Here is a 26999-nt window from a genome sequence, read left to right as displayed (position 1 = left end):
CTTGTTATTATGAAACCGAAAGCGACTTTGAAAATGGCGGCACGATGTATGCTCGCTCTGCTCTTCTTCTCCGGAACGGACATCTCCGCATTTGCAGCCGGGATCGTGAAAATTGAAAATGATTTCGCAGTGGCCAGGATCAGGGGTAAAGTAACGTCCGCAGTTGACGGTGCGCCGCTGCCGGGTGTGAATGTACTGATCAAAGGCACACAGATAGGTACCACCACGGACGCGGCAGGTGCTTATTCCATTGATGCCGACGGAAGCAATGTAGTACTCGTATTCTCTTATATTGGTTTCAATACCATTGAAATGGAGGTACAGGGGAAAAGTGTGATGGATGTAGTATTGGAAGAAAATGTCGCTACACTGCAGGAAGCGGTTGTAACTACGGCGCTTGGTCTTAAAAGGGATGTGCGCTCCCTGGGCTATAATGTGGGTAAAGTGGCAGCTAAGGATATTGCCAATGTAGCCAACGAAAACGTACTTACCTCTCTCTCCGGGCGCGTTTCAGGTGTTTCTATCAACCAGACGAGCGGTATCGGGTCTTCGATCAGCATTGTTATCCGTGGCGCAGCTTCATTGAAAAACAACCAGCCGCTGTTTGTGGTCGACGGTGTTCCTCTTGCTAACAGTCTCGCCAACGTAAGCGAGAAGGGAAATGGTAATAAAGTCGATTACGGTAATGCGATTTCTGATATCAATCCCGACGATATTGAAAGTATGTCGGTATTGAAAGGGCCCAGTGCAGCAGCACTTTATGGTTCGCGTGCAGGTAACGGGGTAATCCTGATCACTACCAAATCGGGCAAGAAAGGCAAAGGTCTGGGGGTTTCTTTTTCAACATCCAATGTTTTTGAAAAACCTTACCGCTATCTCGATTTACATTATAAATATGCGAACGGAGAAAGACCTTTTCAGCTGGACGAATCTTCCGCTTACTGGGGCGGCTTGCCACTCGATCAGGGAATTAAAGAAGTACAATGGAACAGCCCGCTGGACGCCAACGGGCAGCCGGTGCCGACCGAGCTGAAATCGTATAAAGACAATATGAAGAACTTCCTGCAAACCGGAATTACTTCAACCAACAACCTGACGGTTTCGGGTTCGACGGACAAGTCTACTTACCGGGTTTCTTACAACAACATGAGCAACCGCGGCCTGATCCCCAATTCGGACCTTTACCGTAACTCGTTGTCAGTGGCAGGAACGTTCGATATGCACAAGAATCTGAAATTGAGTACCAATGTCAATTTTGTTAGATCCAACTCGAACAGTCGGCCGCAGACTTCCGAGCGCGACGGAAACCCTTTACAGGCAGTGTACTATTCGCCCAGCTATAATATAAAGGATCTGGAAGGTGTATGGAAGCCGGGATTGGAGCAAATAGAACAGCTTACCATTGCCAAAGGTGAAATCGACAACCCTTACTTCCTTGCCAAGTATCTGACCAATGCGTATACTCGTGACCGTTTATATGGAAACTTGAAACTGGATTGGACTATCGCACCTGGCTTGACTGCGTTTGTTCGCTACTCACATGATATGTACGATGAAGACCGGGAGACCAAAATTCCGTGGAGCTACAAAAGCATGGCGAAAGGTGGTTACTATCTTGAAAACATCGGTCGTAATGAAAGCAATGCCGACTTCCTGATTACTAAAAATATCAAGGCAGGTGATCTGGATGTGAACATTTCCGGTGGTGGTAACATCATGAAGCAGCACGGCAACAGCTCAAACCTGGGCGGTCGTGACTTGTCGGTTCCGGGGTTATATAATATCTCCAATATCCCTGTTGGGAACCGGATTGTTGGAAATGGCATCTTCAAAAAGGCGATTTACAGTTTGTACGCGCTGGGTTCAATCGGGTTTAAAAACCAGCTATACCTGGATTTGACTGCCCGCAATGACTGGTCGAGTACATTGCCTGAGACAAACAGGTCATACTTCTATCCTTCTGCTTCTCTGAGCTGGCTGGCGAGCACTACATTCAATCTGCCTTCCTATGTGTCTCTCTTCAAACTTCGCGGAGGCTGGGCGCAGGTGGGTAATGATACAGATCCTTATCAGCTGTACCCAAATCTGGGTACAGGCAACTGGGGAGATCTGGTAACTGCTAACCTGGGTGATGTTTTGCTGAACCCTACCTTATTGCCCGAGATAGCAACATCTGTCGAAGGTGGTGTTGATTTCAATTTGTTTGACAACCGGTTGCGTTTTGACCTTACCTATTATGACCGCGCCAATACCAACCAGATTTTCAGTGTTCCAATGGCGCCTTCTACAGGTTACGCCAGCAAGAATATCAATGCAGGAAAACTGGTGAGCCGTGGCTGGGAAATCGGATTAGGCGGAACTCCGATCAATAACCGGAATGGATGGAGCCTTGATCTGAATGCGAATTTCAGCCGCAACCGTGTCACTGTGAAGGAGCTGGCGCCAAACTTCCCCTTCTTCGAGCAATGGAGTGAAAACGGCGCTGGTGCTTATACTTACGTAGGTGAGCAGATTGGTAACATTTACAGCCGCGGTTTTGCATCTGTTACAGACAAAAGTTCACCGTACTATCGCTGGCCAATTATCGCTTATGATGAAGAGGGTAATGGTGATATGGACTGGCAAAGAGCAGGCGGGCGCGAGACCAACGTGAAGGTAGGTAACTATAATCCCGACTTTCTTGTGGGCGCGCAGGCTACACTTTCTTACAAAAGATTTTCGCTTGGCCTGAGCTTTGACTGGCGCCAGGGCGGAGAGTTTATGTCATTTACTTATCGTTATGGAGAATCCGACTGGAAATCACAACGCCAGATCGACAACCTGATCCCGGGCGGCCTGTACAGTCCTGATGAATTGGTAGCACTCTTGAAGTCGGACCCTGAGAAATACATTATTCCGAAAAATGGAAACTTCCCGAGAGTCGGTGGACATACAGCCGCTACCGGCGGGTTTGGTGAAGATGGCGACGGTGCATTTATTCCGGGTGTTTGGGAGGATAAAGATGGTAACTACCACGAATGGTTAGGTGGCCCAGGCACAAAAACAATGCCGATTACCAATGCCTATCCATGGGATTACAATCAGCAGATTACTTTCGACGCTTCTTTTGTGAAATTGAGAGAGGTGACGTTAAACTATAAGATCCCGGTGCTTTTTGGTACAATCCGCAATGCGAACCTTTCTGTTTACACAAGAAATATCATGTTGTGGACAGCTGCGAACATTGGTATTGATCCTGAGAGAGCATTCTGGGCAGATCCTTCCAAAGGTGGTTTCCGTCAGGGTATCGAGCGCCAGAACGTAATGCCCTGGACCATTCCATTCGGATTCAAGCTCAACTTTGACTTTTAAGGCTCAAACGCTTATTCATATTTAATCATAAAGCGATGAAGATTTTTAAATACATTCCTCAAATAGCATTTATCATGATGCTGCTGGCGGTGACTTCCTGTAACGAGTCGCTGACGGAGATCAATGAAAACCCGAATGGCGTGGATCCGAACAGCGCAAATCCAAACCTGCTTATGCCGACTGTGATGACTGGTGTTGCCAATCAATACCTTGGGCTGGGGTTTGGCCGCATTGCCGGCGTAGTTCAGCATACACAGGAAGATGCCTGGAAAAATGGTTTTAATGACTATGACTGGTCGGAAGAGGATTCTGAATGGACAGCCTGGTACGGTTTCCTGCGTAACAACAATCTGCTTTATAAAAGAGCGGTTGAGACCAATTCGAAGTTTCACCAGGCAGTAGCGCTGACCATGAAGTCCTTTATTTTCGGGACTATCGCCGATTTATGGGGCGACGCGCCTTACACCAATGCACTGAAAGGTGATGAAGGTCAAATGCTTCCGGAGTTTGATAGCCAGGAAGTTATTTACAAAGGTGTGATTGAAGATCTGAAAACAGCTTCTGCCATGTTCGCCACTGGCGATGCGGGTACTTATGCGCCGGGGTACGATGTTTATTTCAATGGAAACACGCAAAAGTGGCAGAAGTTTGCAAATACACTTTTGCTGCGCTACTATATGCGCATTTCTTCCAAGCTGCCTGACATTTCAAAAGCAGGCATAGAATCCGTTTACACTTCAGGTATCTACATTAAGGATGCAGCGGACGACGCCGTGATGGAGTTCATAGGCACAGCTTCAAACAACTCCTGGCCAAATGCAATAGCTTATGACGTAAGTGAGTCCGGCTGGCGGAGAAGAAGACCGGCTGCCACATTGATGAACAGCCTGGTGACCAACAATGATCCGCGTTTAAAAGTCTGGTTTCAGCCAGTTCACGTGAGGTGGGTTGCAGATCCGGCACTTGCTACGGGAATGGACGAGTTTATCCGCAAAAACGGGGTGATCCAGACAGGGGTTAAGTCACTTACCGAGCAAGAATTGAAAGCTGGTATCGCTGCCGGAAACAAGTACACCCGCCATTTTAACCCAAATACGTACAAACCGACGCGTCCTGACTTTTTTAATGGACCAATCAATACCAATGAATACGTGGGTATACCTGCCGGGATGCTCGATCCAACTTATTACAATGAAAATCCGACTACCGGTCAGCAGGTACAAAATCAGCATGCGTCACAACTGAGCTATACGTATCAGGGGCAAAAAGGAGGGATATTGAAAGCGAGACTGGCTTCTGCTTCTGAAACTTCATTCATCCTAGCCGAAGCGGCACAGAAGGGTTGGGCAGCAGGAAGTGCAGAAACGCATTACAACAACGCGATCCGGCAATCACTGCAAACCTGGGGAGTTGAAAATCAATACGATGCTTTTATCAAAACGGTAGCTTATAAAGGTACATTGGCGCAGATTATCGAGCAGAAGTGGATAGCCAGCTGGACAACAGCAACCGAGGCCTGGTTTGATTTCAGAAGGACGGGCTTACCTGCGCTGGTTCCAGGTGTGGCACCTTCGTCCCGGGCGCTTCCATTGCGCTTCATTTACAGTAATAATGAATTGAACAACAATGGCGCAAGTGTAAGGAGCGCAATTGACAGGTTGGAAGAAACGAGTTTTTCAGGTCCCCGCAAAAAGAATAGCCAGTGGTCCAAACCCTGGTTGATACAAGGAACCGGAAAGCCCTGGTAATTGAAATTGTTTTGAAGTGAATAGATTTTAGACCGGGGCTGCAAATGTTGACAGTCCCGGTTTTGTTTTGATAAATGATATATGAAAATGAAGCTACTTACGACCGGCCTGCTGCTGCTTGCATTAGTATCCTGTAATCATCAGAAGAAAGCATTGCCGGAAGGAAATGTGAAGGAGGTAATCGATAGCGCGGTAACCCGGTTTTATGAAAACCTTTCACCTGCGCAGCTGGACACGATTTCTGAAAACTACATACTTGGCTTTCTGACCGCAGAAGAGAAAGAAGTGCTTGCCGGTAAATTCTGGACTTTTCATGCCAATGTGCCTGTGACGGTTTCCGTAATGCGGGATACTGCTCAGCGCGTCGAACCATTTTGGCTGGCAGAAAGCGGTTTCAGGAAAACGGAGATGCTGGTCAAAAACGAAGAATATACGTACGAAGTCTGGCAGAAAGATTTCGATGAAGGCGACATTGGTTTGGGGATCAATGGCTTTGATAAGCACAGGCCTGTTTACTTTATCAGTGTAGCTCCGCAAGATAAAGCCAGTAAGCTTGAAATTTCAAATGTGATGCCCGCCCAGTACAAGCTGAGCACCATGCAGCCGGGCGCATTTACCTACCACGATTGGGACGGACTTGTGTTAACGGAAGTGCCGGACAAATTGAAAGGGCAGGTACTTTTTACAACCGTGCGCGGCAGGGCGAGAGAAGCACATCTGGTAAAAGCATTCAGGACTACACCGCATCCTTCGTCGGCGCAGCCTGACCAGGTACTGCTTACATGGAGCGGCGATCCGCAAACAACCGTGGACATTCAATGGCGGACAGCAAGCACCGTGCAAGCTGGCGAAGTCAAATACTGGAAAACGGGCGCAAATGATACGCTTTTTGCAAAAGCCTCCTTGTTTAAAATGGAGGACAGGTTGTTACAAAATGATCGCTATGTAAACCGCTTTACTGCCAAGCTCAAAGAATTAAAGCCGGGCTCTGAGTACGGATATGCATTGCGGAGTGAGCAAAATCAATGGGCACAAGCGGCTGCATTTAAAACGGCACCGGCAAACAAAGCGGATTTCTCATTCATCTGGTTTGGCGATACGCATTATTCACCTGTATGGGGGGATATGGCGCAGTGGTCGATCAGGCGACATCCTGAAACTGCCTTTTTCTCTATTGCGGGGGACTTGGTGAGTACAGGCTTACATCGGGACGAATGGGACCAGCTTTGGGCGCATAGCGGCAAAACTTTCACTACACGCCCGCTGATGCCGGTTCCCGGAAACCACGATAGTCAGGATGGGCTCGGTGCCTGGATGTACAAGGAAATGTTTAGTTTGCCTGAAAACGGGCCCGCAGGTCAGCCTTCTGAAATGACCTATTCTTTTGAATATCAGAATGCATTGTTTGTAATGCTGGACGCAACATTGTCTGTTCCGAAACAAAGCGCCTGGGTGGAAGCGACGTTAAAAAACAGCAAATCGAAATGGAAGTTTGTGATGTTCCATTTTCCGCCTTACAATCTGCAAGAACCTTACGAGGAGATCATGCGGGAATGGTGTTCACTTTTTGACAAATACCATGTGGATATGGTGATGAACGGGCACATGCATTACTATCTCCGGACCAAGCCCATGTACGCAGGGAAGCCGGCTGTGAGTCCCGCAGAAGGGACCATTTATACCATGTCGATCAGCATACCGGGTAAGCAGGAGCAATGGCCAGACGAGAGCTATGCGGTTGTCAGATACAAGGACGGGCCACTTTACCAGCATATTTCTATTAAAGACGGGGAGCTCCATTATAAATGCCTGGATCCCGCCGGAAAGCTGAAAGACGAGTTGGTAATCCGTAAATAGTTGCGGGTACGATTAGTATACAATTAAAACGAGACACCATTATGAGCGAAAAACTGGCAATTCAAGGCGGTCCGAAAACCATTAATGCCAACTTTCACTGGCCTGTTTTCGACGAGCAGGAAGTGAATGCAGTAACGGAAATCGTTGCGAGCGGCAAATGGGGAAACCCGGACTGTGGTGACGCAGTAGCCCGGTTTGAAGCGGAATTTGCAGCTTATTGCGGCAGTAAATATGCGATAACCTGTGTGAATGGTTCTGTTTCACTGCGCCTTGCATTGATTGCGTGCGGGGTTAAGCCGGGAGATGAGGTGATCGTTCCGCCTTATACTTTTATCACAACAGCCTCTTCCGTCATTGAATGCAATTGCGTACCCGTTTTCGTAGACATTGATCCTGATACTTATAACATCAGTCCGGCTGCCATTGAAGCTGCCATTACGGAACGTACCAAGGCAATTATACCGGTACATTTCGGCGGATTGGCCTGCGATATGGATGCGATTATGAATATTGCCCGGCGATATAATCTGAAAGTAATTGAAGACGCGGCGCACGCACACGGCGCGGAATACAAAGGGAAAAAATTGGGCTCAATCGGGCATGTAGGCAGTTTTAGTTTTCAATCTTCCAAAAACCTGACTGCCGGTGAAGGCGGAATTGTGATCACGGACGATGATGAACTCTACGCAACAATGCATTCTCTGAGAAATGTGGGCCGCATTGAAGGAGGACAGTGGTATGATCACTACAATCCCGGCTGCAACTATCGGATCACTCAAATGCAGGCGGTACTGCTGTCTGCACAGCTGAAAAGACTGGAAGCACAAACGCGAGCGCGTAACAGCAATGGAATGTATCTCAATACTTTGCTGAGTAAGGTTAAAGGAATTACCCCGCTGCAACGTAACGAGGAAGTTACCCTGCATTGTTATCATATATACATTTTCAAGTACGACGCTTCCGCATTTGGGGGATTACCTAAGAATGAATTTGCTGAAATGCTGGCTGCGGAAGGTGTGCCTTGCTTCAAGGGTTATCCGCACCCGCTCTACAAGCAGCCGCTTTTTCAGAATAAGAACTTCATGTGCTACGCCATTCCTGAATATGTTGACTATACGAAGGTGCATTGCCCGGTAGCTGAGCAAGCTTGCAGCACAGACGCAGTCTGGATACTGCAACATGCAATGCTGGGGGATAAAGAGGATATAGAGCAATTCGTGCATGCGATTTTGAAGATACAGCGTGCGATGATCAGCTAGCAAGTAGCCGCAGGATTTCAGCTTCCACCCGATTCCTGATCCATTTAATTTCTGCTTCACCCAATTCTTCCAGTATGTTGTTATGATTCAGGTTAAAATTCGTCAGGACATCTTCCATGAACTCCGTAACGATTTGATTTTTGTTAGCTGGGCTGAGTTTTCCGATTTTGGAGATGGCGCTGTTGAGCCTGTTTTCGTTGATGTAATTTCTTACTTCATCCATCAGGAAATCCAGCTTTCGGGATAGGCTATTCACATTTGGTATCAATGACCATTTTTTAGCCTGATGGTACATTTGGTTCTCTTCAAATTCCGGATTTTTGAGTTTGAGAATCGGGCGGAATGGTACTGTATCCGGAAGCTGGCCGAAAGGCTTGATGACAACACCCTCAATCCAGTTACCTGCAATCACGGGCAGACGAAGCTCAAAGGGTATGCGGCTTTCAATGCGCAGGTCAAGATTCAGCAAATCCGTTAGTTTTCCGGTCTTTAAAGGCTTTGCGTAAAGAATGCCGAAGCGATCGAAGTAGGTCAGGGATTGTGCGTAGCTCAGGTATGTTTTCTTGTCTGGCTCATTTTTAAATGCAATATCGAAGGCACAAAAACGAATGTCAGACGAATAGTAAATGCCTGTTTGAATTGCTTCAATGTGCGCGCGAACAGGTACATCCGCATGTGGGTACAAGCCGCCAAACAACTCGCCAAAAATTATGATAGTGTCAGCACCGGAATCAAGCGACAACTGCTCGCACAAGGCGATAATGTGAGACTCTATTGCTACTACCACCTCTTGAAAACCAAAGAAATCGTCTTCCCAGGCAAGCAATTCCTTTCGTTTTCCAAAATACAGCCTTTTCCCCTGGTATATAAATCTGAAATTTGCGCCATGGATTTTCTCGGTTGCGACCCATTCCATCCTGTTAAGCTGATTGGCAATCTGCTCGTCAGCAATCATATCTTTAAGGCTGGAAGGGATTTTTTCGTATTCCAGCAGCTTGTTTATGTTCATGCTAACCTCATTTTCGAATGCTGATCCTGATTCCTTCGCTATGCGCGGTGAACTCGGGCGCGTACATGCATTGAATGCTCGTTATTCCATTGCTGAAATTGCCCTGGTGATTTACGAATAGGGGATATTCGAACACGTAAGTCCCTTTTCTCAGTCGGTCAAAGAAGAAATTGGTACTGGCGTCCTTCGTGGATTCGTAGTATCCCAATCCGCCCTGCCATTTGTAGCCGCTTAATACGTTCACAGGTTCCAGTGCAGCTGCACGCATATCCTTCATATGCACGTATTCCATATCACGATCCACGCGCAGCTCAATGCGCACGACGATTTTGTCTCCCACTTTGACGCTGTCACCCTCCTTAACCTCCGACAACACAGGTCCGCGGTCTGTATTTGTTTGTATAAACAGCTTCTTGGATAATTTCAATGGCGTTTCTGAAAACGTGATTTTATCCAGATCCTCAAAATATTGCCAGTACACAGCTCCCCAGCCGGGCGATTTGGAATTACCGCTGCTGCTTATATCCACCTCAATTTTGCCCATTTCAGCATTGACCACGCTGCTTTCGAAAGCCTTCTTAAAATAGCCGGTTCCTGATTCGATATTGTCGGGCTTTATAACCTCGCTCCCGATTCGGACAGTTGGTACTTTCTCTTCAACCAGCCAATTATTTCCCGTCAGCAAAAGTGCGTGACAAGCTTCGGCAGTTGCTCTGGTACTTTCCCAGCGGTTGGTTTGCTTGTTTTTGAGCAGCCAGGTTTTCAGTTTATCCACTGTTGCACTATCACCCGCTATTTCATGAAAAGCTTCTATCAAAAGTGCCTGCTGCTCGATAGGAGCCTCATGCCACCACCAGCTCCGGGTGTTTTTCCAGTACATCCCCAGTTCTTCGTTGCTGATCGAAGTTTCCCGCAGTGATTTCAGAATCGCCTTCGGCGTGGCCGCATCTTTTGAACGGTGCAGCATAAGTGCAATCAGTCCCTGCATGTATTTGGATTGCTTTGGCCAGCTCGCCCTGGCGCGTTGCAGAAAGAATTCATACGCATCGAATGCAGTTGTTTCAATAGGCGCATCGTCAAAGCACGATCGCATATACAGGTACTGCACCTGCTGCGGTCCGGGAACGTATTCCTGCATGTTGACTTGATTTTTGATCAGCCTGTCATAGTCTTCTTTGATCTGACGATCCAGATACGGGAATGCTTTTTCAATGATCGCATTGATATCACGATTTTCGGCGATAACCTTCTTTTGAAATAACCTGCCAATTCCTGTTACAATATATTGGGTGATATACCGATCGTCATGCCCGCCTTTGAACCAGGGAAATCCGCCACTTTCGTTTTGCATTTCCCTCAGTTTTGCGAGGTAAGTATCCAGTTCGCCTTTCATTTTTATCAAATCAAAAAGCAATGCGATATTCCGCTTCTGTTCCGATTCGGACTTCGCGGCGAGTACCCAGGGTGTTTCTTCAAGAAGTAAGGATTTGAGCTCCTGATTCTTTTGAAGGTTGCTCGCCAACGCAACTGTATCAACTGTTTTCCAGGAATTGAAAATGGCAGCGATCCTGGGTGATTTGCTTACGATATTGCTTGCTACTGCATTGGCACAATAACGGTTCCAGGTTTGCTCGGCACATTCATGTGGATATTCCATTATATAGGGCAGCGCCTGCACCGCGTACCAGGCCGGATTGCTGGTGTATTCAACAGTAACAGATTCATGGGCGAGGGACTTTGAATTCGCTGAGTTGATCAGCTTCTCAAATCTGAATTCCTTTTTGCCGGACCCGCGCATTGTCAGCGGCAAACTTTCCGTCACGAGCATCAGGTTTGACAATACAGGTAAGGTATTCTCCTCTCCGTCGGACAGGTTCGCGGCTTTTGCAACTACACGCCAGGTAAGTGCGTGATGGTAACCAGCCGGGATGTTTAAATTGAAATCGACGGTTGCACTTTGCCCGGCTGTGATTGAAAAAGCTTTTTCATTTGAAATCAGCCCGAAGTGTGCGGTAACATTTTCATTGGTGGCAGGATCGAAAAGTTGCAAAGTCGCATTCCCGTTCAATGTACGATCAGATAGGTTGGCAATTTTTGCGGGGAACAGGATCTGGTCACCCTCGCGCAAAAAACGCGGCGCATTAGGCTGTACCATCAGCTCTTTCTGGGTGACAATCTCCTTTTTACTATAACCGAATGCCAACTCAGGCGTATGCGCCAAAGCCTGAAACTTCCAGCGGGTAAGTGCCTCAGGCAATGTAAATGAAAAGGTTATCGCACCATTTTCATCCGTTTTTAGATCCGGTAAAAAGAATGCAGTTTCGTTGAAGTTCTTTCGGACTTTGGTCTTTTCAGGTTCAACAGCAGGAGTTTGGGGCTTTGTTTGTCCATACCCGACTGTCACAACTTCGTTTAATGCGCTTAAATCCTCGCCAATCATCGGCGGAGCTTCTACTGTAGTCGCAACTTCTTCTTCTGGCATTTCCGGCTTCTTGTAAGAGAGCTGGTCTCGGGACAGAGTTCGACGATGTCGAACATTTCTCCCACCCCCTCTTGACATTCGACCAGTCCTCGGATAGATTAGCTGATCGTAACTCTTCTCAAAAGTTTTTTCCGGAGAAAACAGAAAGTTGACAATTCCCGCATCTTTCGACATGAAATTAATTCCATTAGCCCACCTGTTTAGCATCCTGCCAGTTGGCCAGTGGTCCGGCTTGGTCCATTGATGGTCGTAAAACTGATCAAGTGAAGCGTCGTACATGCTTGCTAGCATTTCAGCGGCGACTTGTTCCTTTTTATACCCGGATATTCTGACCTTCCATTGCTCTTTGCTTCCTGGCAATGCTTTGTCGCGGAATGTTTCGTATTCGATTTTCAGCTCTTTATTAGTCCAGGGGATATCTACGAAGTTCTGCGCCTGGTGCACGCGGTTATGTTTTACAAATACATAATCAATGGCATATCCGCCCCGGTCCGCTTCTTTCGCCAAAAGTGTGAAAATCCGTTTTTCATTGTTCAGTTTTAGAAATGAAAAATTCACAGGATTTTCAGTCTTGCCGGAAGTGCTGATTAAGAAAACGTCTGGCGCAGAAGTTGCAAATTGCACATTCGTTTCCTCTCCGGGTTCAACCGCTGGGCCGCTCTTAGTCCATTGGTACTCCGGGCTTGGCAGCTTAGGATTCGTTTCTTCGGTCAGTTCAATGTACCTGGTATCCTTTACTTCGTCCCCGTCCTGACCCGTCGCAGCAATATCTATTTTGTAAAATCCCGCGGCGACTTTCTGGCCGGGAAATGCCAGCTCTTCATGAGCGGTAAGTGCCTGCGACTTTTCGAAAACTACCGCCTGCTCCGGCCAGTTTTCTTTTTCAGTTTCATTGTTGTATTCATCGTGTGGGAAACTGTCTACAAACTCGGATTTGGTCATCACAAACATATCTGGCTGTGCCCAGTATCGTGGACGAATTAGTCTGCTCTCAGGAATGAGGCGGGTAAGTTTCACTTTTACCGCAGCTGGAACAAACCCGCCATTCATGTTTTCTGTGCGGACTTTCAGCCGGGTAAAATCATCAGCCGAAGCTCTCTCGGGGATTTCGGCGTTGATCAGCAATGATTTATATCCAACAGAAACCGAAGTTTCAGCACTTCTTGTTTCTCCGTTTGTATCTGTCACATCTGCATAAATGGTGTAGTTGAATACGGGATCGAAGTTCTTGTCCGTCTTTGCATTTGGTGTTGCTTCAAAAATCACATAAAACCGTCCTTGCTGATCTGTAACAGTCTCGCCGTGGGTAATTTCCTTTGGTGGGCTGAGTGGAAAATAGCCGGTTCTCCGCGTCCACGGATACAAGAACCTTTCATTTCTCACTACTCTGTAAACCACCTTTGCGCCATCTATCCGGTTGCCCGCATAAGCGGTTCCGGTACCCATAACCCTGATCGTGTCACCCAACTTGTAAGTATTACGAAGTGTATCAAAGCTGACTGCAAACCGGGGCCGCTTATATTCTTCAACCTGGAAAGAAACGGCGTGGTCGTCGTCAGCCAAAATCGAAAAGTCACCATTCAAGCCCGTTCCAGGAAGCACAAAGGAGCCTGAGAAGCTGCCAAAATCGTTCACAGTTTTGGTAACGGTCTCAACCTCTTCATAGTTGGCATTTTGAAGCTTGATCGCAATTTTCCTGCTCTTGTCTTTCAGGACACTGGTTCCCTCGGCCACAATGCCTTTGAAGAAAACAGTTTGTCCCGGCCTGTACAAGCTTCGGTCTGTAAACAGGTAAATCGTAGTGCCCGCTTCCTCCTCCTCTTCCTCATCATTGTAGTAGGTATTTGTAGATTCCTGAATGAAAAGCCTGTCACTCCCATGAAGTATCTCAAAAGATTCTGACTGTACCTTCGACTGGCTGGGCATACTCTCTCTAAAATACCCGTTTTTGTCTGTCGTATAATGCGCAGCAAGGCTTTTCTTATAAGTTCGTGTTTGATAATCAAATGCGGAATCCCACCTTTTCACAGTAGCTCCTGCAAGTGGCTGTCCGGTATCGCGGTGCAAAACGAAATAGTCGCGCTCGCGCTGGATGTAGCTGATGTTGCTTACATACAAAAGCCGCACGCCGCCAATGGATTGCGTATCGGAGAAGTCGGGGCTTGAACTGGCCAGCAGCATGTATTCGCCTGTCGGCAATGCATCTGCTTTGATTTCCACGCTATGCTCCTGATAATCTTTGGTCTCCGGCAAAGGCTGGGTCCAGTTCCTGACAGCCGGCGCTTTGGAAACCGTTCGCCAGAAAGTATCACTATCGCGTTTTTCAAAGCCGGATTTAAGTGACGCTGTTGCATGTACAAACCTGAGGTATAAGTTGTTAATATTTTTATACTCAACAAAAACCAGGAAAGGCTTTTCAGGAACTACTACATGTTCCGCATTAAATTGCAGTGTCTTTTCCCGAATGCTACTTAGTAAACCCACCGCATTGATCCCGCCCTCGGTTTTAGGATTTTGTTTGATGATATCCTTGCAGAGAGACAGCGCTTTTACTTTCTCAAACCGATGCGCAGAATCTGCTCCTGCATTGTAGGAACTCCCCAGCAGAAAGTAGTATTGAGCCAGCAAGTACCAAGCCTGGGCCGCCGCCGGGGTTTGCTGATATTGCTGCGCAATGTGATTGATTGACATATAGTAAAGCTCGTCCGTCTGCTCATGCACAGACTTTTGCTTCACATATTGAATGCGGGCCAAGTCAACATCAATCAATGCATCAGGAATCGGATCATTAAGGTGGAATGCAATTAATTTTTGATAGAGCTTCAATGCATACAGTTCGAGCGAGGCAGAATCTTTCGTTTCAAAATGGCGGTGTATAAAATCCGCCGCAGGATCGAAGGCTGATGCTGAATTGACTTCAAAGGCATAGGCAGGTCTCTTCAATTCTGCTTCGTCTGAAGAAAAGTATCCTAATGCGTTATGAGCAAGCAAATCGTATAAGGTAGGACGCAGCTGGCGGACGTTGCCCTTTGTGATGATTGCATCGAAGGGTTCCAGTTTTGTTTGCTGCAGCTCTTTTTCATTCTGAAGGGAAGCCAGGTATAGCTCAGCGATCCTGCTATGAAAATCACCCGTTGACCAGGTATTAATATCTTCCTTTACGAAGCCGGTTGTTTCGGTGCGCTGATAGATCTGCCACCGTCTTTGCTGGTAGTAATTGTAGTAGTGACTGGCTAACAGGCTGCTGAAAATTGACTTAACCACACCCGAACTGTTTGCAAGTTCGGCTTCCAGGTCTTTAATAGCTGCAATCTCATTGTCTTCCCTGAGCTCGCTCTGCAGAGTGACCATTGCGATGGCAGCTTTGATCACCTGTGCGTCCTGCTTTTCTTGTCTGGCTTGCCTGTAAATCTCGCGGACTTCCGTCAATGCAGATTTAGCAAGACCCGTTGCCTGTAAATCTGCTACTTTCTTCCAATTGGCATCATAGGTTTTAATCGGGTTCTGGCTGTTTGCGTGCATTGTATTTAGGATAAGAAATAGTGTGGATAGTAAAATCGTGGCACTGTAGGAGGTTTTCATTTTGGTAATGTGAGGTTTTATTAAATATAGTTTAACAGAGTAAATGAGGGTAAACCAATTATCCAAAGGAGGTATTTGGAAATAAAATGGTAACACAACTTTCCCATTGCCGGGAAGTATAAAAATTACTCGTTGCCGCTTTGTACAATATGAAGTATCTTTAATTAGGTGAGATAAGGGAATATAATTTATTAGTATTGTTTTTGAACGAAATTTATTTGAAGTAAGATCATGCGTACAATAATGCTGGTGGGGGTAATCATTGTAGGGCTGGTAATAGGTAAGCTTTTTATCTTCTCAAAGCCAGGTACCGATGGAAGCGGCAACACCAAAAAGAGCGGTGAAGGGAAAGGTGCCAAGTCCGCGGGTGGCGCTCCGGTTCCGGTGAATGTGTTTGTTGTGAAAAATGAAACCATTGAAAATCAAATATTCGCGTCAGGTACCGTGCTGCCGAATGAAGAGGTAAATCTGATGGCGGAAACTTCGGGAAGGCTCGTAAAGCTGAATATCCAGGAAGGCGCGCAAATCACAAAAGGCCAGCTGATCGCCAAGATCAATGACCGCGAGTTACAGGCGCAGTTGCAAAAAGTAGCTTACAACCAGGATCTTAGCAAGAAAATCGAGGCGCGCCAGAAGAAGCTGTTGAATGTGGAAGCGATCAACCTGGAAGAATATGATGTGACTTCTAATAACATTCGCCTTCTGGAAGCGGAAAAGGAAGTATTGCAAGCTCAGCTTGAAAAGACCGAGATCCGCGCGCCTTTCAGTGGCCGCATTGGTTTGAAATACATCAGTGAAGGCGCATATCTGGCTCCGGGTACGCCCATCGTAACCATTGTGCAAAGCAATCCGGTGAAGATTGACTTTACAGTGCCTGAAAAATACTCCCCGAATATCCGAATCGGTAACACAGTGAAGTTCAGCCTCGACGGTGACCCCGCTACTTACAATGCGAAAATTCTGGCCATTGACCCGAAGGTTGACGAGGATTTGAGAACACTGCGCATTAGAGCAGTCGCACAAAATCCGTCAAACCGGTTTGTTCCCGGAATGTTTGTTAAGATACTTGCAGATCTGGAAGCAAACAGAGCCGCTCTGATGGTCCCTACCGAGGCGATTGTGCCCGTTTTGAAAGGCAAGAAGGTTTTTGTGGTAAAGAATGGAAAGGCACAGGAAGTGATGGTGACGACAGGTTTACGGACCGACAAGAAAATTCAGGTAGTTGACGGTCTTCAACCCGGCGACTCGCTCATTACCTCCGGAATCATTGCGATCAAGCCGAATACAGCCGTCAAGATGAACTGATATCCTACTTATTTATGAGTATTTCAACTCTTTCAATCAAACGGCCGGTTCTTGCGATTGTCATGAACCTGCTGATTATTCTTTTCGGTTTTCTGGGGTATAAGTTTCTGGGAATGCGTGAATTCCCCTCCATTGATCCGCCGGTCGTTTCGATCAGGACGAGCTATACCGGCGCGAATGCAGATATCATTGAGTCCCAGATCACAGAACCCCTCGAAAAGCAGCTGAACAGCATTGAGGGAATAAAATCCATTAACTCCACGAGCAGCCAGGGTACAAGCCAGATTACTGTTGAGTTCGATATTGGAGTAGATATGGAGCGGGCTGCCAATGATGTCCGGGATAAAGTAGGTTCGGCTTCGCGGACTTTACCGCTTGATATTGACGGCCCGCCTGTTGTAAGTAAAGCCGACGCCAATTCTGAACCTATTATTGTACTTACTTTCAAAAGCGACACGCGCTCACATCTGGAAGTAAGTGACTATGCTGAAAACGTCATCGCGCAGCGCCTTCAAACCATTGAGGGAGTAAGTGAGATCCGCATTTTCGGGCAGAAAAAATACGCCATGCGGATTTGGATGGATCCTATTAAAATGGCCGCGCTGGGTATTACGACGCAGGATGTGAAAGTCGCGCTCGATAAGGAGAATGTAGAGTTGCCGAGTGGAAAGCTGGCAGGCGACAATACTGAATTGACCGTCAAGACGATCGGAAGGTTCCGCACGGAAAATGATTTTAATGAGATGATCGTTAAAAATTCATCCACTCAAACCATCCACCTCAAAGATATCGGCCACGCAACATTAGGACCTGAAAACGAAGAAACAATTCTCCGTCTGGACAATGTGCCGATGATCGGTCTTGCGATATCCCCGATGCCGGGCGCCAATTACCTCAATATCGCCGAAGAGGTGAATAAGAGAATGGCGGATATTAAAAAGGAGCTGCCGAAAGATTATGAGCTGGATACGCTGATCGACAATACCATTTTTGTAGAACGGTCGATTGAGGAAGTAGGCGAAACGCTGCTGATCGCGATTGTTCTCGTGGTTATTATCATTTACCTCTTCTTCCGCGACTGGCTGATCGCATTCCGTCCATTGATTGATATTCCGGTTTCGCTGATCGGGACGTTCTTCATTATGTATATCATGGGCTTTTCGGTCAATGTACTTACGCTGCTTGCAATTGTACTGGCGACTGGCCTGGTAGTCGACGATGGAATTGTGGTCACGGAAAATATCTTTAAAAAGATAGAGCAGGGAATGAGCCCCATTGAAGCGGCTATTAAGGGATCCAATGAGATCATTTTCGCGGTTTTGTCAACTTCCATTACGCTGGCTTCCGTGTTTCTGCCGGTGATTTTTATGGAAGGATTTGTTGGGAAGCTTTTCAGGGAATTCGGGATCGTGATATCAGCAGCAGTATTGATTTCTGCATTTGTATCGCTCACATTAACACCTATGCTGAATGCATACCTGGTTCGTAAAACGCATCAAAAGAGCTGGTTTTATGAAAAGACGGAGCCCTTTTTTGAAAAAATAACTGAGAACTACGGAACTGCGCTGGGCAAGTTTTTGAAGATGCGCTGGGTAGCTGTGCCGCTGGTTTTGGTGACGGTGGGTATGATCTGGTTTTTTGGAAAAGACCTTCAATCCGAGCTGGCGCCCTTGGATGACCGCAACTGGTTCCGGATCAATATGACTGCGCCAGAAGGTTCTTCATTTGAGTTTACAGACCGGTATGTGCAAAATGTAAGTGAAATGTTAATGGATTCCATGCCGGGTAGAAAGGGGCTGATGTTGATCACTTCGCCGGGTAACTCTGGTTTGGGTGCGGCCAATACGGGCAGCGGAAGGATTGCATTGGTTGATAAGAAATTCAGGAAAGAGTCGCAGCAGGAAATTGCGGACTATATCAACCAGAAGTTGAAGCAAATGCCTGACGCCAAGTCTTTTGTAGTGCAGCAGCAGACAATCTCTGTGGATTCGCGCGGCGGCTTGCCCATTCAGTATGTGATCCAGGCGCCCGATTTCGAAAAGTTGCGGGAGTACCTGCCCAAATTCATGGAGGAAGCTTCAAACGACCCGACATTCGCGATTACTGATGTTAACCTGAAATTCAGCAAGCCCGAAATCCAGATATCCATTGACCGGGAAAAGGCGAAGTCACTTGGCGTATCTGTTCAGGACGTAGCGCAAACTATGCAGCTTGCATTTGCAGGTCAACGTTTTGGTTATTTCACGATGAATGGTCGCCAGTACCAGGTTATAGGTCAGTACGATCGCACAAACCGGGACGAGCCGCTCGACTTGAAAAGTATGTTTGTAAAAACGGCCAACGGAACGCTGGTGCAGCTGGATAACATCGTGAAAGCGGAGGAGGAAAGCAGTCCGCCGCAGCTGTTTCACTATAATCGCTACATGAGCGCGACGGTACAAGCCGCACTTGCGCCCGGAAAAACCATTGGTGACGGAATTGCTGCAATGGACAGGATCAGGGATAAATTGAAAGATGAATCCATTCAAACGTCACTCAGCGGCTCTTCGCGTGACTATGCCGAAAGCTCGTCCAATACAATGTTCTCGTTTTTCCTTGCATTGATACTGATCTATTTCATTCTGGCAGCCCAGTTCGAAAGCTTTGTGGATCCGTTTATAATCATGTTCACCGTGCCGCTGGCTATCGGAGGAGCAGTGTTCTCACTCTGGTTCTTTGATCAGACTCTAAATATCTTCTCGCAGATCGGAATGATCATGCTGATTGGGCTGGTAACTAAAAACGGTATCCTGATTGTGGAATTTGCAAACCAGCTACGGGAGCAGGGCAGGAGTATTCAGGAAGCCGCACTGGAAGCAGCTACCCTGCGATTCAGGCCGATTTTAATGACGAGTCTGGCGACAATCCTGGGCGCATTACCCATTGCAATGGCGCTGGGCTCAGCGGGTAAAAGCCGGATGTCCATGGGGATTGTTATTATGGGAGGATTGCTGTTCTCGCTTGTTTTGACTTTATATGTAATCCCAGCCATTTACACATTCTTCTCACGGCCTAAGAACTACGAGAAAATGCGAATGATCGAGCGCATCGCACACGATAGCGAACTAGAAGAGCAGGCTCAGTTTTGATCTGTCCGGAAGATTATATAAACTAAAAATGCCAGCACGGATGCTGGCATTTTTAGTTTATATAATTTCAGATTAAATCAGATCGAAAACTTCTCTTTGATCTTGTCAACGAAATCAAGTTTTTCCCAGGTGAAAAGTTCGACTTCTACTTGTTTCTCTTCGCCATTTGCGCCTTTGAAATACTTGGTAACGATCTCATTTTTGCGTCCCATGTGACCGTAAGCCGCAGTTTCCGAGTACATTGGGTTACGCAGTTTCAGGCGCTGCTCGATTGCGTATGGACGCAAGTCGAAGATCTCAGCAATTTTTTCTGCAATTACACCGTCGTGGTCAGCTACTTTCGCAGTTCCGTAGGTATTGATATACAAACCGCAAGGTTTTGCAACACCGATCGCGTAAGATACCTGAACAAGTACTTCGTCGCACAGACCGGATGCTACCATGTTTTTAGCGATGTGCCGAGTTGCGTAAGCGGCTGAGCGATCCACTTTGGAAGGATCTTTTCCTGAGAATGCGCCACCGCCGTGTGCACCTTTTCCACCGTAAGTATCTACGATGATTTTTCTTCCAGTCAAGCCTGTATCACCGTGCGGGCCACCGATTACGAATTTGCCGGTTGGGTTGATGTGATAGGTAATTTCACCTGTAAATAGTTTTTGAAGTTCAGGAGTCAGCTTGGATTTTACACGTGGTATTACAATGCTGATAATATCCTGCTTGATTTTTGCCAGCATTGCTTCTTCTGAATCGAAGTCGTCGTGCTGGGTAGAAACCACTATCGTGTCAATGCGCTGAGGCACATTATCGTCGCTGTACTCAATTGTTACCTGCGACTTTGCATCCGGACGAAGGTAAGGAATCAGGCTGGCCTCGTTATTACGGATAGCCGACATTTCCTGAAGTATCTTGTGAGCAAGGTCGAGCGCAAGTGGCATGTAGTTTTCAGTCTCGCGCGTTGCGTAGCCGAACATCATACCCTGGTCACCCGCACCTTGTGCATTTGCTTTTTCTTCGAAGCTTGAAGAGGATACTGCACGGTCAACACCCTGGTTGATATCTGCGCTCTGATCATGAATGGCAGACAAAATCCCGCAGGAATTGGCTTCAAACATGTACTCGCTCTTGGTATATCCTATTCGTCTGATTACCTCTCTCGTAATTTTCTGAACATCGAGATAGGTGTTGGTTTTAACTTCTCCTGCGAGCACTACCTGGCCAGTTGTTACCAAAGTTTCACAAGCCACTTTGCTATCTGTATCCCAGGCTAAAAAGTTATCAATGAGCGCATCTGATATTTGATCTGCTACCTTGTCTGGGTGTCCTTCAGATACGGACTCCGAGGTGAATAAGTACGGCATAAACTGAATTGATGAAAGTTGATCTGTAGAGACTGCAATGTAGTGTATAGACTAAAAGACAAAATTGACTTTTTTTAAGTCATTAACCAAATAAAACAAACTGAAAAACGAGGGCCTGAGCGGGTAATAATTAAGGTGAAATAAGGAAGCTAAAAATGAAAAAGCCTGTCTGGATCAATCCAGACAGGCTTTTTCATTTGGTGAAAATCAGATAGGAACATTCACGTGTCTTTCCGCATGATAGCTGGAACGTACAAGCGGTCCGGACTCTACATACTTCAGTCCCCGTCTCAATCCTTCCTCTTTGTAGTTTTCAAACATTTCAGGGGTGATCCATTCGATCACCTCGTGGTGCATTTTGGTTGGCTGCAGGTATTGGCCGAGGGTAAGGATATCCAGACCGTTTTCCGCCAGATCGTCCATTGCTTTATACACTTCGTCCTGCGTCTCGCCCAGTCCCAGCATAATGCCGGATTTGGTCCGCTGACCATATTCTTTCGTCCTTTTAATCTGTTCAAGGCTGCGGGCGTACTTAGCCTGCGGGCGCACTGCGCGGTATAAACGTTCCACGGTTTCCATGTTATGCGACACCACTTCCTGGCCGCCTTCAATCATTCGGATCAATGCATCCCAGTTGCTTTTTACGTCCGGGATTAAAGTTTCGATTGTTGTTTCAGGCGTGTTCTCTTTCACTTGCCTCACCGTCTGGTACCATATCTCGGCGCCTTTGTCTTTCAGCTCGTCGCGGTTAACGGATGTAAGTACTGCGTGTTTTACCTGCATCAGCTTAATCGCCTCTGCCACGCGCCTGGGCTCGTCTGTATCGTATTCGCTGGGGCGGCCTGTTGCTACTGCGCAAAAGCTGCAGCTTCGTGTACAAACATTTCCCAGGATCATGAAAGTAGCTGTCCCGGCTCCCCAGCATTCTCCCATATTGGGACAGTTGCCGCTTTCACAAATTGTATGCAGTTTATAGTTATCAACAAGCTGCCTTACTTTCCTGAATTCTGGTCCTGCGGGAAGTTTAACTCTCAACCAATCGGGCCTTTTTTTGCGCTCCGATGGAATAACTGGTAATTCAATCATAAAATCTGTAATCTCTGGCCAGCCGGTTTTGTTGAGCGGTCAGCCAATTTGTAATGGGAACTAGCGTTTTTTGCTTCCGAAATAAAGTGTGAGATAACCCGACGTAAACAGGCTGCGGTTTTCGGCAAATGCCATGATCTGAACTTTTCTGGTGAACGCTTCTGCTACAAAACCAATTTCGAGGCCAGTAACGTTCTCCCTGAATGCACTTAATTCAAAACTCATTGCGGTTTTTATGTGCAAGCCGGGTACCACCTTCATTTGACCAAAACCCTGGAAGAAACTTCCTGCGCCTACAATACCTGTGCTCTGCGTACTTCCCGCGTGCTTAACGGGATCGAAAGGCTCTGTGATAACACGACCATCCGAGGACTGGAATTGCACCATATAAGGTTTTTCAAGACCGAGAGAAGGTCCGGCAGCTACAATCGCGCTGATCGAAATCCCTTCGTCATCCTGCCTGCTGAACAGCGATAGCTCCCGTCCGTATTCTGGTCTTACCACGAAAAGATAATTTTCCTTTCCGAAAACCAGGCGGGCGCCGGTAACAAAATCCTGCGTTGAAAGCTCTTTCGGATGTTTAACATTCACCACTTCCACAGCCAGATATCTATATTGGTTTTTGCCAAAAAGCTTGGAAGGAAGCGCGGAAGATTGACGGAAGACAGCCCCGCCAAGGATACCTGAGTTCGTATTTGTAGTGATACCTACCGAGGTGAAAGATTTATAGCTCTCCTCACTGTCCTCATTCTTTGCCGCACGGCGTTGAGCGTATATATCTGTTGATAGTGCAAACAGGATAGATACTGAAAGTAAAAGTTTTACACGCATCATTTCGTAAAATAAGTTCTCCGTGAATAGGTATGTGTCTTCTAAAAAGTGAAAATACAAAATAATCGGGTAAGCAATCTTATGCTGACTCCACTTTAACGGTTTTTTGTACTTTTATGTTCTTTAAACGAAAGAAGAGGGAAAAAAGCCTGCCAGATAGCCTGAAATCTGAGCGTTCCTGGAAACATTTTTTCTCTCTAATCCCCTTTTAATCAGAATCCTTGGGAAATTTTATTTATCAGATTGCTATACAACTGTTCGCGTCGGTTGTAAAAATGGCTGCATCTTTTAGTCAAAAGATAAAGCTGGGAGTTGAAGGGAGAAATAGCGTGCTGAAAAGGTTGGAAGAGCAGTTTTCAAAGCAGCCGAAAAACAGACCTGCTGCCTGGTTTCATGCAGCCTCTCTGGGTGAATTTGAACAGGGTAGACCGGTTATAGAAGCTTACAGAATTGCCTATCCGACCCACTTTATACTGCTGACATTTTTCTCTCCATCCGGTTACGAAGTACGAAAGAATTATACAGGCGCTGACTATATCGCCTACCTCCCGATCGACACCCGCGCCAATGCGGCTGAGTTTGTCCGAATTGTAAAGCCGAGGATTGCATTCTTTATCAAATACGAATTCTGGCTGAACTACCTGCAGGAGCTCAAACAGCAGCATTGCTACACCATTTCATTTTCAGCCATTTTCCGTCCTCAACAAATCTATTTTAAACCACACGGTTTTCTTCATCGTCAGATGCTCGCTAGTCTTGACTATCTGTTTGTTCAAAATGAGGAGTCTGTCCGGTTGTTGAATGGGATCGGAATTTCGTCTTGCAGTATTGCGGGCGATACCAGGTTCGACCGGGTTAGCGAAATCGCATTGAATGCGCGTGACCTCCCTGAAATAGCGGCATTCAAAAATAGTAAGACCTGTCTGATTGCAGGTTCAGTCTGGGAAGCGGATATGCAGGTTTTGATTCCAGCTCTGAACAAAATCGGGAGCGGCTTGAAGGCAGTTATTGCTCCACACGAGATCAAAAGTGAAGAGATCGAAGCCTGGCGGAAGCAGCTTTCGGGAAAAACGATCCGCTATTCGGAGCTTAAAGCAGGAATGAACACAGCTGCCTTTGATTATCTTATTATTGACAACATCGGAATGCTTTCATCCCTTTACCGATATGGAGAGCTCGCTTTTATAGGCGGATCTTTCGGCGCGGGACTACACAATATCCTGGAAGCGGCGACTTTCGGATTGCCCGTCATTTTTGGGAACAAAAGCTATCAGCGCTTTCAGGAAGCAGCAGATCTTGTCAGGCTTGGTGGTGCATTTGCAGTAACCAACAGTACAGATACCGGGCTGCTGCTAACCAAAATGCTGCAAGATGACGCTTACAGGTCTCAGGCGGGAAGTATTTCCAGGGATTACGTAGCTAGCGGCACTGGTGCTACGTCGATTATAATGGATCAGGTAAAAGAAATAATGGGCTGACCAGCGCCAGCCCTTCTATCACGGAAATTCTTTTACAATCAAGTGTTCGAACAAATGCGCCTGGGTTCCCAGCAAGCGGGCCTTTGCACCTAGTTTGGAGATATGGATCGACAGCGAGTTCTTGAAGTCAGATAAACAGTATTTGTTGATCGCCTGTTCTATCGGGTTCGAAATGAAAGGTCCTGCCTCAGCTAGCAAGCCGCCGACAATAATTACTTCTGGGTTGAAAAGGTGTACAGCCGTCGCCAGACCTTTGCCAAGTTCTATGCCTACATTGCTGAGCAGGTCAATGGAAAACTCGTCTCCGGCGTGCACTGCTTCTATAATATGAGACGTTTCAAGCCGGCTCAGATCACCATTCACAATTTGCGTAAGGATCGTGGCCCGGCCTGACGCGATACCTTCTTTTGCGCGACGTATCAGCGCGATCGCGGAGGTAATCGTATCCAGGCAACCTACTTTCCCGCAGTGACACAGCATTCCGTCAGGCTTCACCTGGATGTGGCCCAATTCACCGGCAAACCCGGAAGCTCCATTGAATACTTCTCCATTAATGATAATGCCCAATCCGACACCCCAGTCAATGTTGATTGTAAGTACCTGCGATTTTTGAGCTGCCAGCCCGAAACGGTGCTCTCCGATGGTAGTCGCTTTTGTATCGTTGAAAAGACAGATCGGTACTTTAAAATGCTTCTTCAATCGCACGATCAGCGGTTCCCCGGGTGCAGTCAGGTTCGGGTATGTCAAATTGATACCCTGCGATGAATTGATCAGTCCGGGCATGGACACGCCTATTCCCCAGAGCTTGCTGATATTGATATTATTGGAGTTTAAAAACTCGTCGGTTTGTTCGAAAAGTTGTTCCAGAAAGGTCGTGGAATCGTCAAGACGGATATCAACTTTCTTCTTGACAACGAGCTGATTATGCAGATCAAATACAACCAGCTGGGTGTCGTGCCGGTTGATATCCATGATCAGGGTAAGGTACTTTTTTGCATTCAGACCGTAGAGTACCGGCGGGCGGCCAGCGCGTGCGGGTCCGGTACCTGTTTCAGTAATCCAGCCTTCCCTGATCAGGTCGTTGACTATTCCGGTTGCCGATGGAATACTGGCGTGGAAAAGCCGCGCCATCTTGTTAATTGAAGTATCGCCATTTTGATATAAATGAAGCAGCAGATTGCTTTTAATGCGATTTTTTCGAATATCAATGACCGAATTCGGTTCTTCGGCAACTAAGTCCATCAAGGTAAAGCTCTTTTGTAGGTGTATTATTAATATTCTTTATGATAAATGCGAACTAATGTAGGAAAAAAGCTGCGCATGATCGATTTTTTTAAAAAATATTATTTAATAAAATTCGTTGCGGGTAACCGATGGAGACTTATGGGTGATGTTTACCCTAGTAGTTAGGTATGGTATTTTGCCAAATAAAACCATTTAAAACTAAAAACTACTGGAATAGCGATCCGCATTTATTTAAAGTGGCATTAATTTTCATGTGGTTTGGAAAACTGCTGTTTATTTTCTGTACTTAGTCGAAAAAAACATAGAATGAGCTTGATCAAAGGCTTGGTATTAAGGTCAACCGGATCCTGGTATGAAGTGCGCGACAGCCGCGACGGACATATCTGGCAATGCAGGTTGAAGGGCAAATTCAAAGCGTTGGGATTGAAGGTAACCAACCCGATAGCGGTAGGCGATTACGTCAATTTTGAGGAGGAAGATGAGGGAGAGAATTTCGGTATTATTCACGAAATACTGCCCAGGGAGAATTATGTGATACGTAAATCAGTCCACAAAACGGCCCACGCACATTTAATTGCAGCCAATGTGGATCAGGCAATTCTGATCGCCACACTGGTGTTCCCAAGAACATCCCTCGGCTTTATTGACCGTTTTCTGGTGGCTATCGAATCGTTCAGGATACCTGGTGTACTTATTTTTAACAAGCAGGATTTGCTGAACGACGAAATGAAAGAGTTTCAATCGGAGCTGATGGAGCTTTACAGCAGCCTCGGTTACCGTTGTCTGGCAACGACTGCATTGAGCGAGCAGGGGCTGGATAATTTCGCTGCATTGCTAAGCGGCAAGGTTTCGCTGCTTTCCGGCCACTCTGGTGTGGGTAAGTCCACGCTTGTGAATGCGATTGCACCTGATCTTTCCATTAAAACGCAGGAAGTTTCCACGTTTGCCAACAAGGGGGTACATACGACCACATTCGCCGAAATGTTCGAGCTGGAACCCGGCACTTTCATTATTGATTCGCCGGGTATCAAAGAGCTGGGCCTCGCCGATATGGAAGCTTCGGAGATCAGTCATTATTTTCCTGAAATGCGCGAGCTCTTAAACAAGTGCCGGTTTAATAATTGTCAGCATATTAATGAGCCGGGCTGTGCTGTGAAAGATGCAGTGTCGGAGGGTGACATTGCATTCAGCAGGTATGAGAGTTATTTGAGCATGGTGGGTGGGCAGGATAACAGGAAGTGAGTATGAGTTTAGAGTTTATGAGTTTAGAGTCTATAAGT

General features: G+C 46.7%; 14 protein-coding genes. 8 read left to right on the top strand and 6 right to left on the bottom strand.

Going from position 1 to position 26999, the window contains the following annotated elements; translation table 11 throughout:
- Positions 1-9 precede the first annotated feature (9 nt).
- The 4 genes from AC1XTG_RS24225 to AC1XTG_RS24210 all read left to right on the top strand — a co-directional run bounded on the left by AC1XTG_RS24225 (position 10) and on the right by AC1XTG_RS24210 (position 8215).
- A complete protein-coding gene (locus AC1XTG_RS24225) occupies positions 10-3351 on the top strand; it encodes a SusC/RagA family TonB-linked outer membrane protein (RefSeq protein ID WP_484843750.1) in 3342 nt (1113 codons plus the stop codon).
- A gap of 35 nt (positions 3352-3386) precedes the next feature.
- Positions 3387-5099: a SusD/RagB family nutrient-binding outer membrane lipoprotein gene (locus AC1XTG_RS24220; RefSeq protein WP_056291580.1), complete on the top strand. Its 1713-nt coding sequence runs from the start codon at positions 3387-3389 to the stop codon at positions 5097-5099.
- A gap of 81 nt (positions 5100-5180) precedes the next feature.
- Positions 5181-6956, top strand: coding sequence for a purple acid phosphatase family protein (locus AC1XTG_RS24215; protein WP_484843749.1), 1776 nt, complete (start codon positions 5181-5183; stop codon positions 6954-6956).
- Between the two features lie 41 nt (positions 6957-6997).
- Positions 6998-8215: a DegT/DnrJ/EryC1/StrS family aminotransferase gene (locus AC1XTG_RS24210; RefSeq protein WP_484843748.1), complete on the top strand. Its 1218-nt coding sequence runs from the start codon at positions 6998-7000 to the stop codon at positions 8213-8215.
- On the opposite strand, the gene AC1XTG_RS24205 is transcribed toward AC1XTG_RS24210, so the two are convergent.
- Entirely contained in the window at positions 8208-9224 is a 1017-nt protein-coding gene (locus AC1XTG_RS24205; RefSeq protein ID WP_484843747.1) for an RNA ligase family protein, read from the bottom strand. The genes AC1XTG_RS24210 and AC1XTG_RS24205 overlap by 8 nt on opposite strands.
- A gap of 7 nt (positions 9225-9231) precedes the next feature.
- On the bottom strand, positions 9232-15288 hold the full coding sequence (locus AC1XTG_RS24200) for an alpha-2-macroglobulin family protein (protein ID WP_484843746.1): 6057 nt from the start codon (positions 15286-15288) through the stop codon (positions 9232-9234).
- Between the two features lie 231 nt (positions 15289-15519).
- On the opposite strand from AC1XTG_RS24200, the gene AC1XTG_RS24195 reads away from it, so the two are divergent.
- A complete protein-coding gene (locus tag AC1XTG_RS24195; RefSeq protein ID WP_484843745.1) occupies positions 15520-16593 on the top strand; it encodes an efflux RND transporter periplasmic adaptor subunit in 1074 nt (357 codons plus the stop codon).
- A 14-nt stretch (positions 16594-16607) separates the two neighbouring features.
- Positions 16608-19721, top strand: a complete 3114-nt coding sequence (locus AC1XTG_RS24190) for an efflux RND transporter permease subunit (protein ID WP_484843744.1) — start codon at positions 16608-16610, stop codon at positions 19719-19721.
- Between the two features lie 77 nt (positions 19722-19798).
- Here the strand turns inward: AC1XTG_RS24190 and metK are convergent, their stop codons facing one another.
- From metK to AC1XTG_RS24175, 3 genes are all read right to left on the bottom strand, one after another.
- Positions 19799-21079, bottom strand: a complete 1281-nt coding sequence (gene metK / locus AC1XTG_RS24185) for a methionine adenosyltransferase (protein WP_484843743.1) — start codon at positions 21077-21079, stop codon at positions 19799-19801.
- Between the two features lie 207 nt (positions 21080-21286).
- Complete coding sequence (gene lipA / locus AC1XTG_RS24180) at positions 21287-22165, bottom strand: lipoyl synthase (protein ID WP_056291562.1); 879 nt, start codon at positions 22163-22165, stop codon at positions 21287-21289.
- A 60-nt stretch (positions 22166-22225) separates the two neighbouring features.
- Positions 22226-22999, bottom strand: coding sequence for a hypothetical protein (locus AC1XTG_RS24175; RefSeq protein WP_056291560.1), 774 nt, complete (start codon positions 22997-22999; stop codon positions 22226-22228).
- Positions 23000-23271: 272 nt separating this feature from the next.
- Between AC1XTG_RS24175 and AC1XTG_RS24170 the strand changes: the two genes are divergently transcribed.
- The gene (locus tag AC1XTG_RS24170) at positions 23272-24474 is read left to right on the top strand and encodes a 3-deoxy-D-manno-octulosonic acid transferase (protein WP_484843742.1); all 1203 of its coding nucleotides are present in this window, start codon (positions 23272-23274) and stop codon (positions 24472-24474) included.
- 18 nt (positions 24475-24492) lie between these two features.
- Here AC1XTG_RS24170 and AC1XTG_RS24165 read toward each other — a convergent pair whose 3' ends face one another.
- Entirely contained in the window at positions 24493-25716 is a 1224-nt protein-coding gene (locus AC1XTG_RS24165) for an ROK family transcriptional regulator (RefSeq protein WP_056291558.1), read from the bottom strand.
- A gap of 309 nt (positions 25717-26025) precedes the next feature.
- Here AC1XTG_RS24165 and rsgA point away from each other — a divergent pair, with 309 nt between their 5' ends.
- Positions 26026-26961 (top strand): ribosome small subunit-dependent GTPase A, encoded by a 936-nt coding sequence (gene rsgA / locus AC1XTG_RS24160; RefSeq protein WP_056291556.1) that lies wholly within the window; start codon positions 26026-26028, stop codon positions 26959-26961.
- Positions 26962-26999: the final 38 nt, after the last annotated feature.

The sequence above is a fragment of the Dyadobacter sp. HNCC25DJ183 genome (assembly GCF_056895175.1).
Note: the sequence above shows the minus strand (reverse complement) of the source record. Positions and strands in the feature narration are given on the sequence as shown.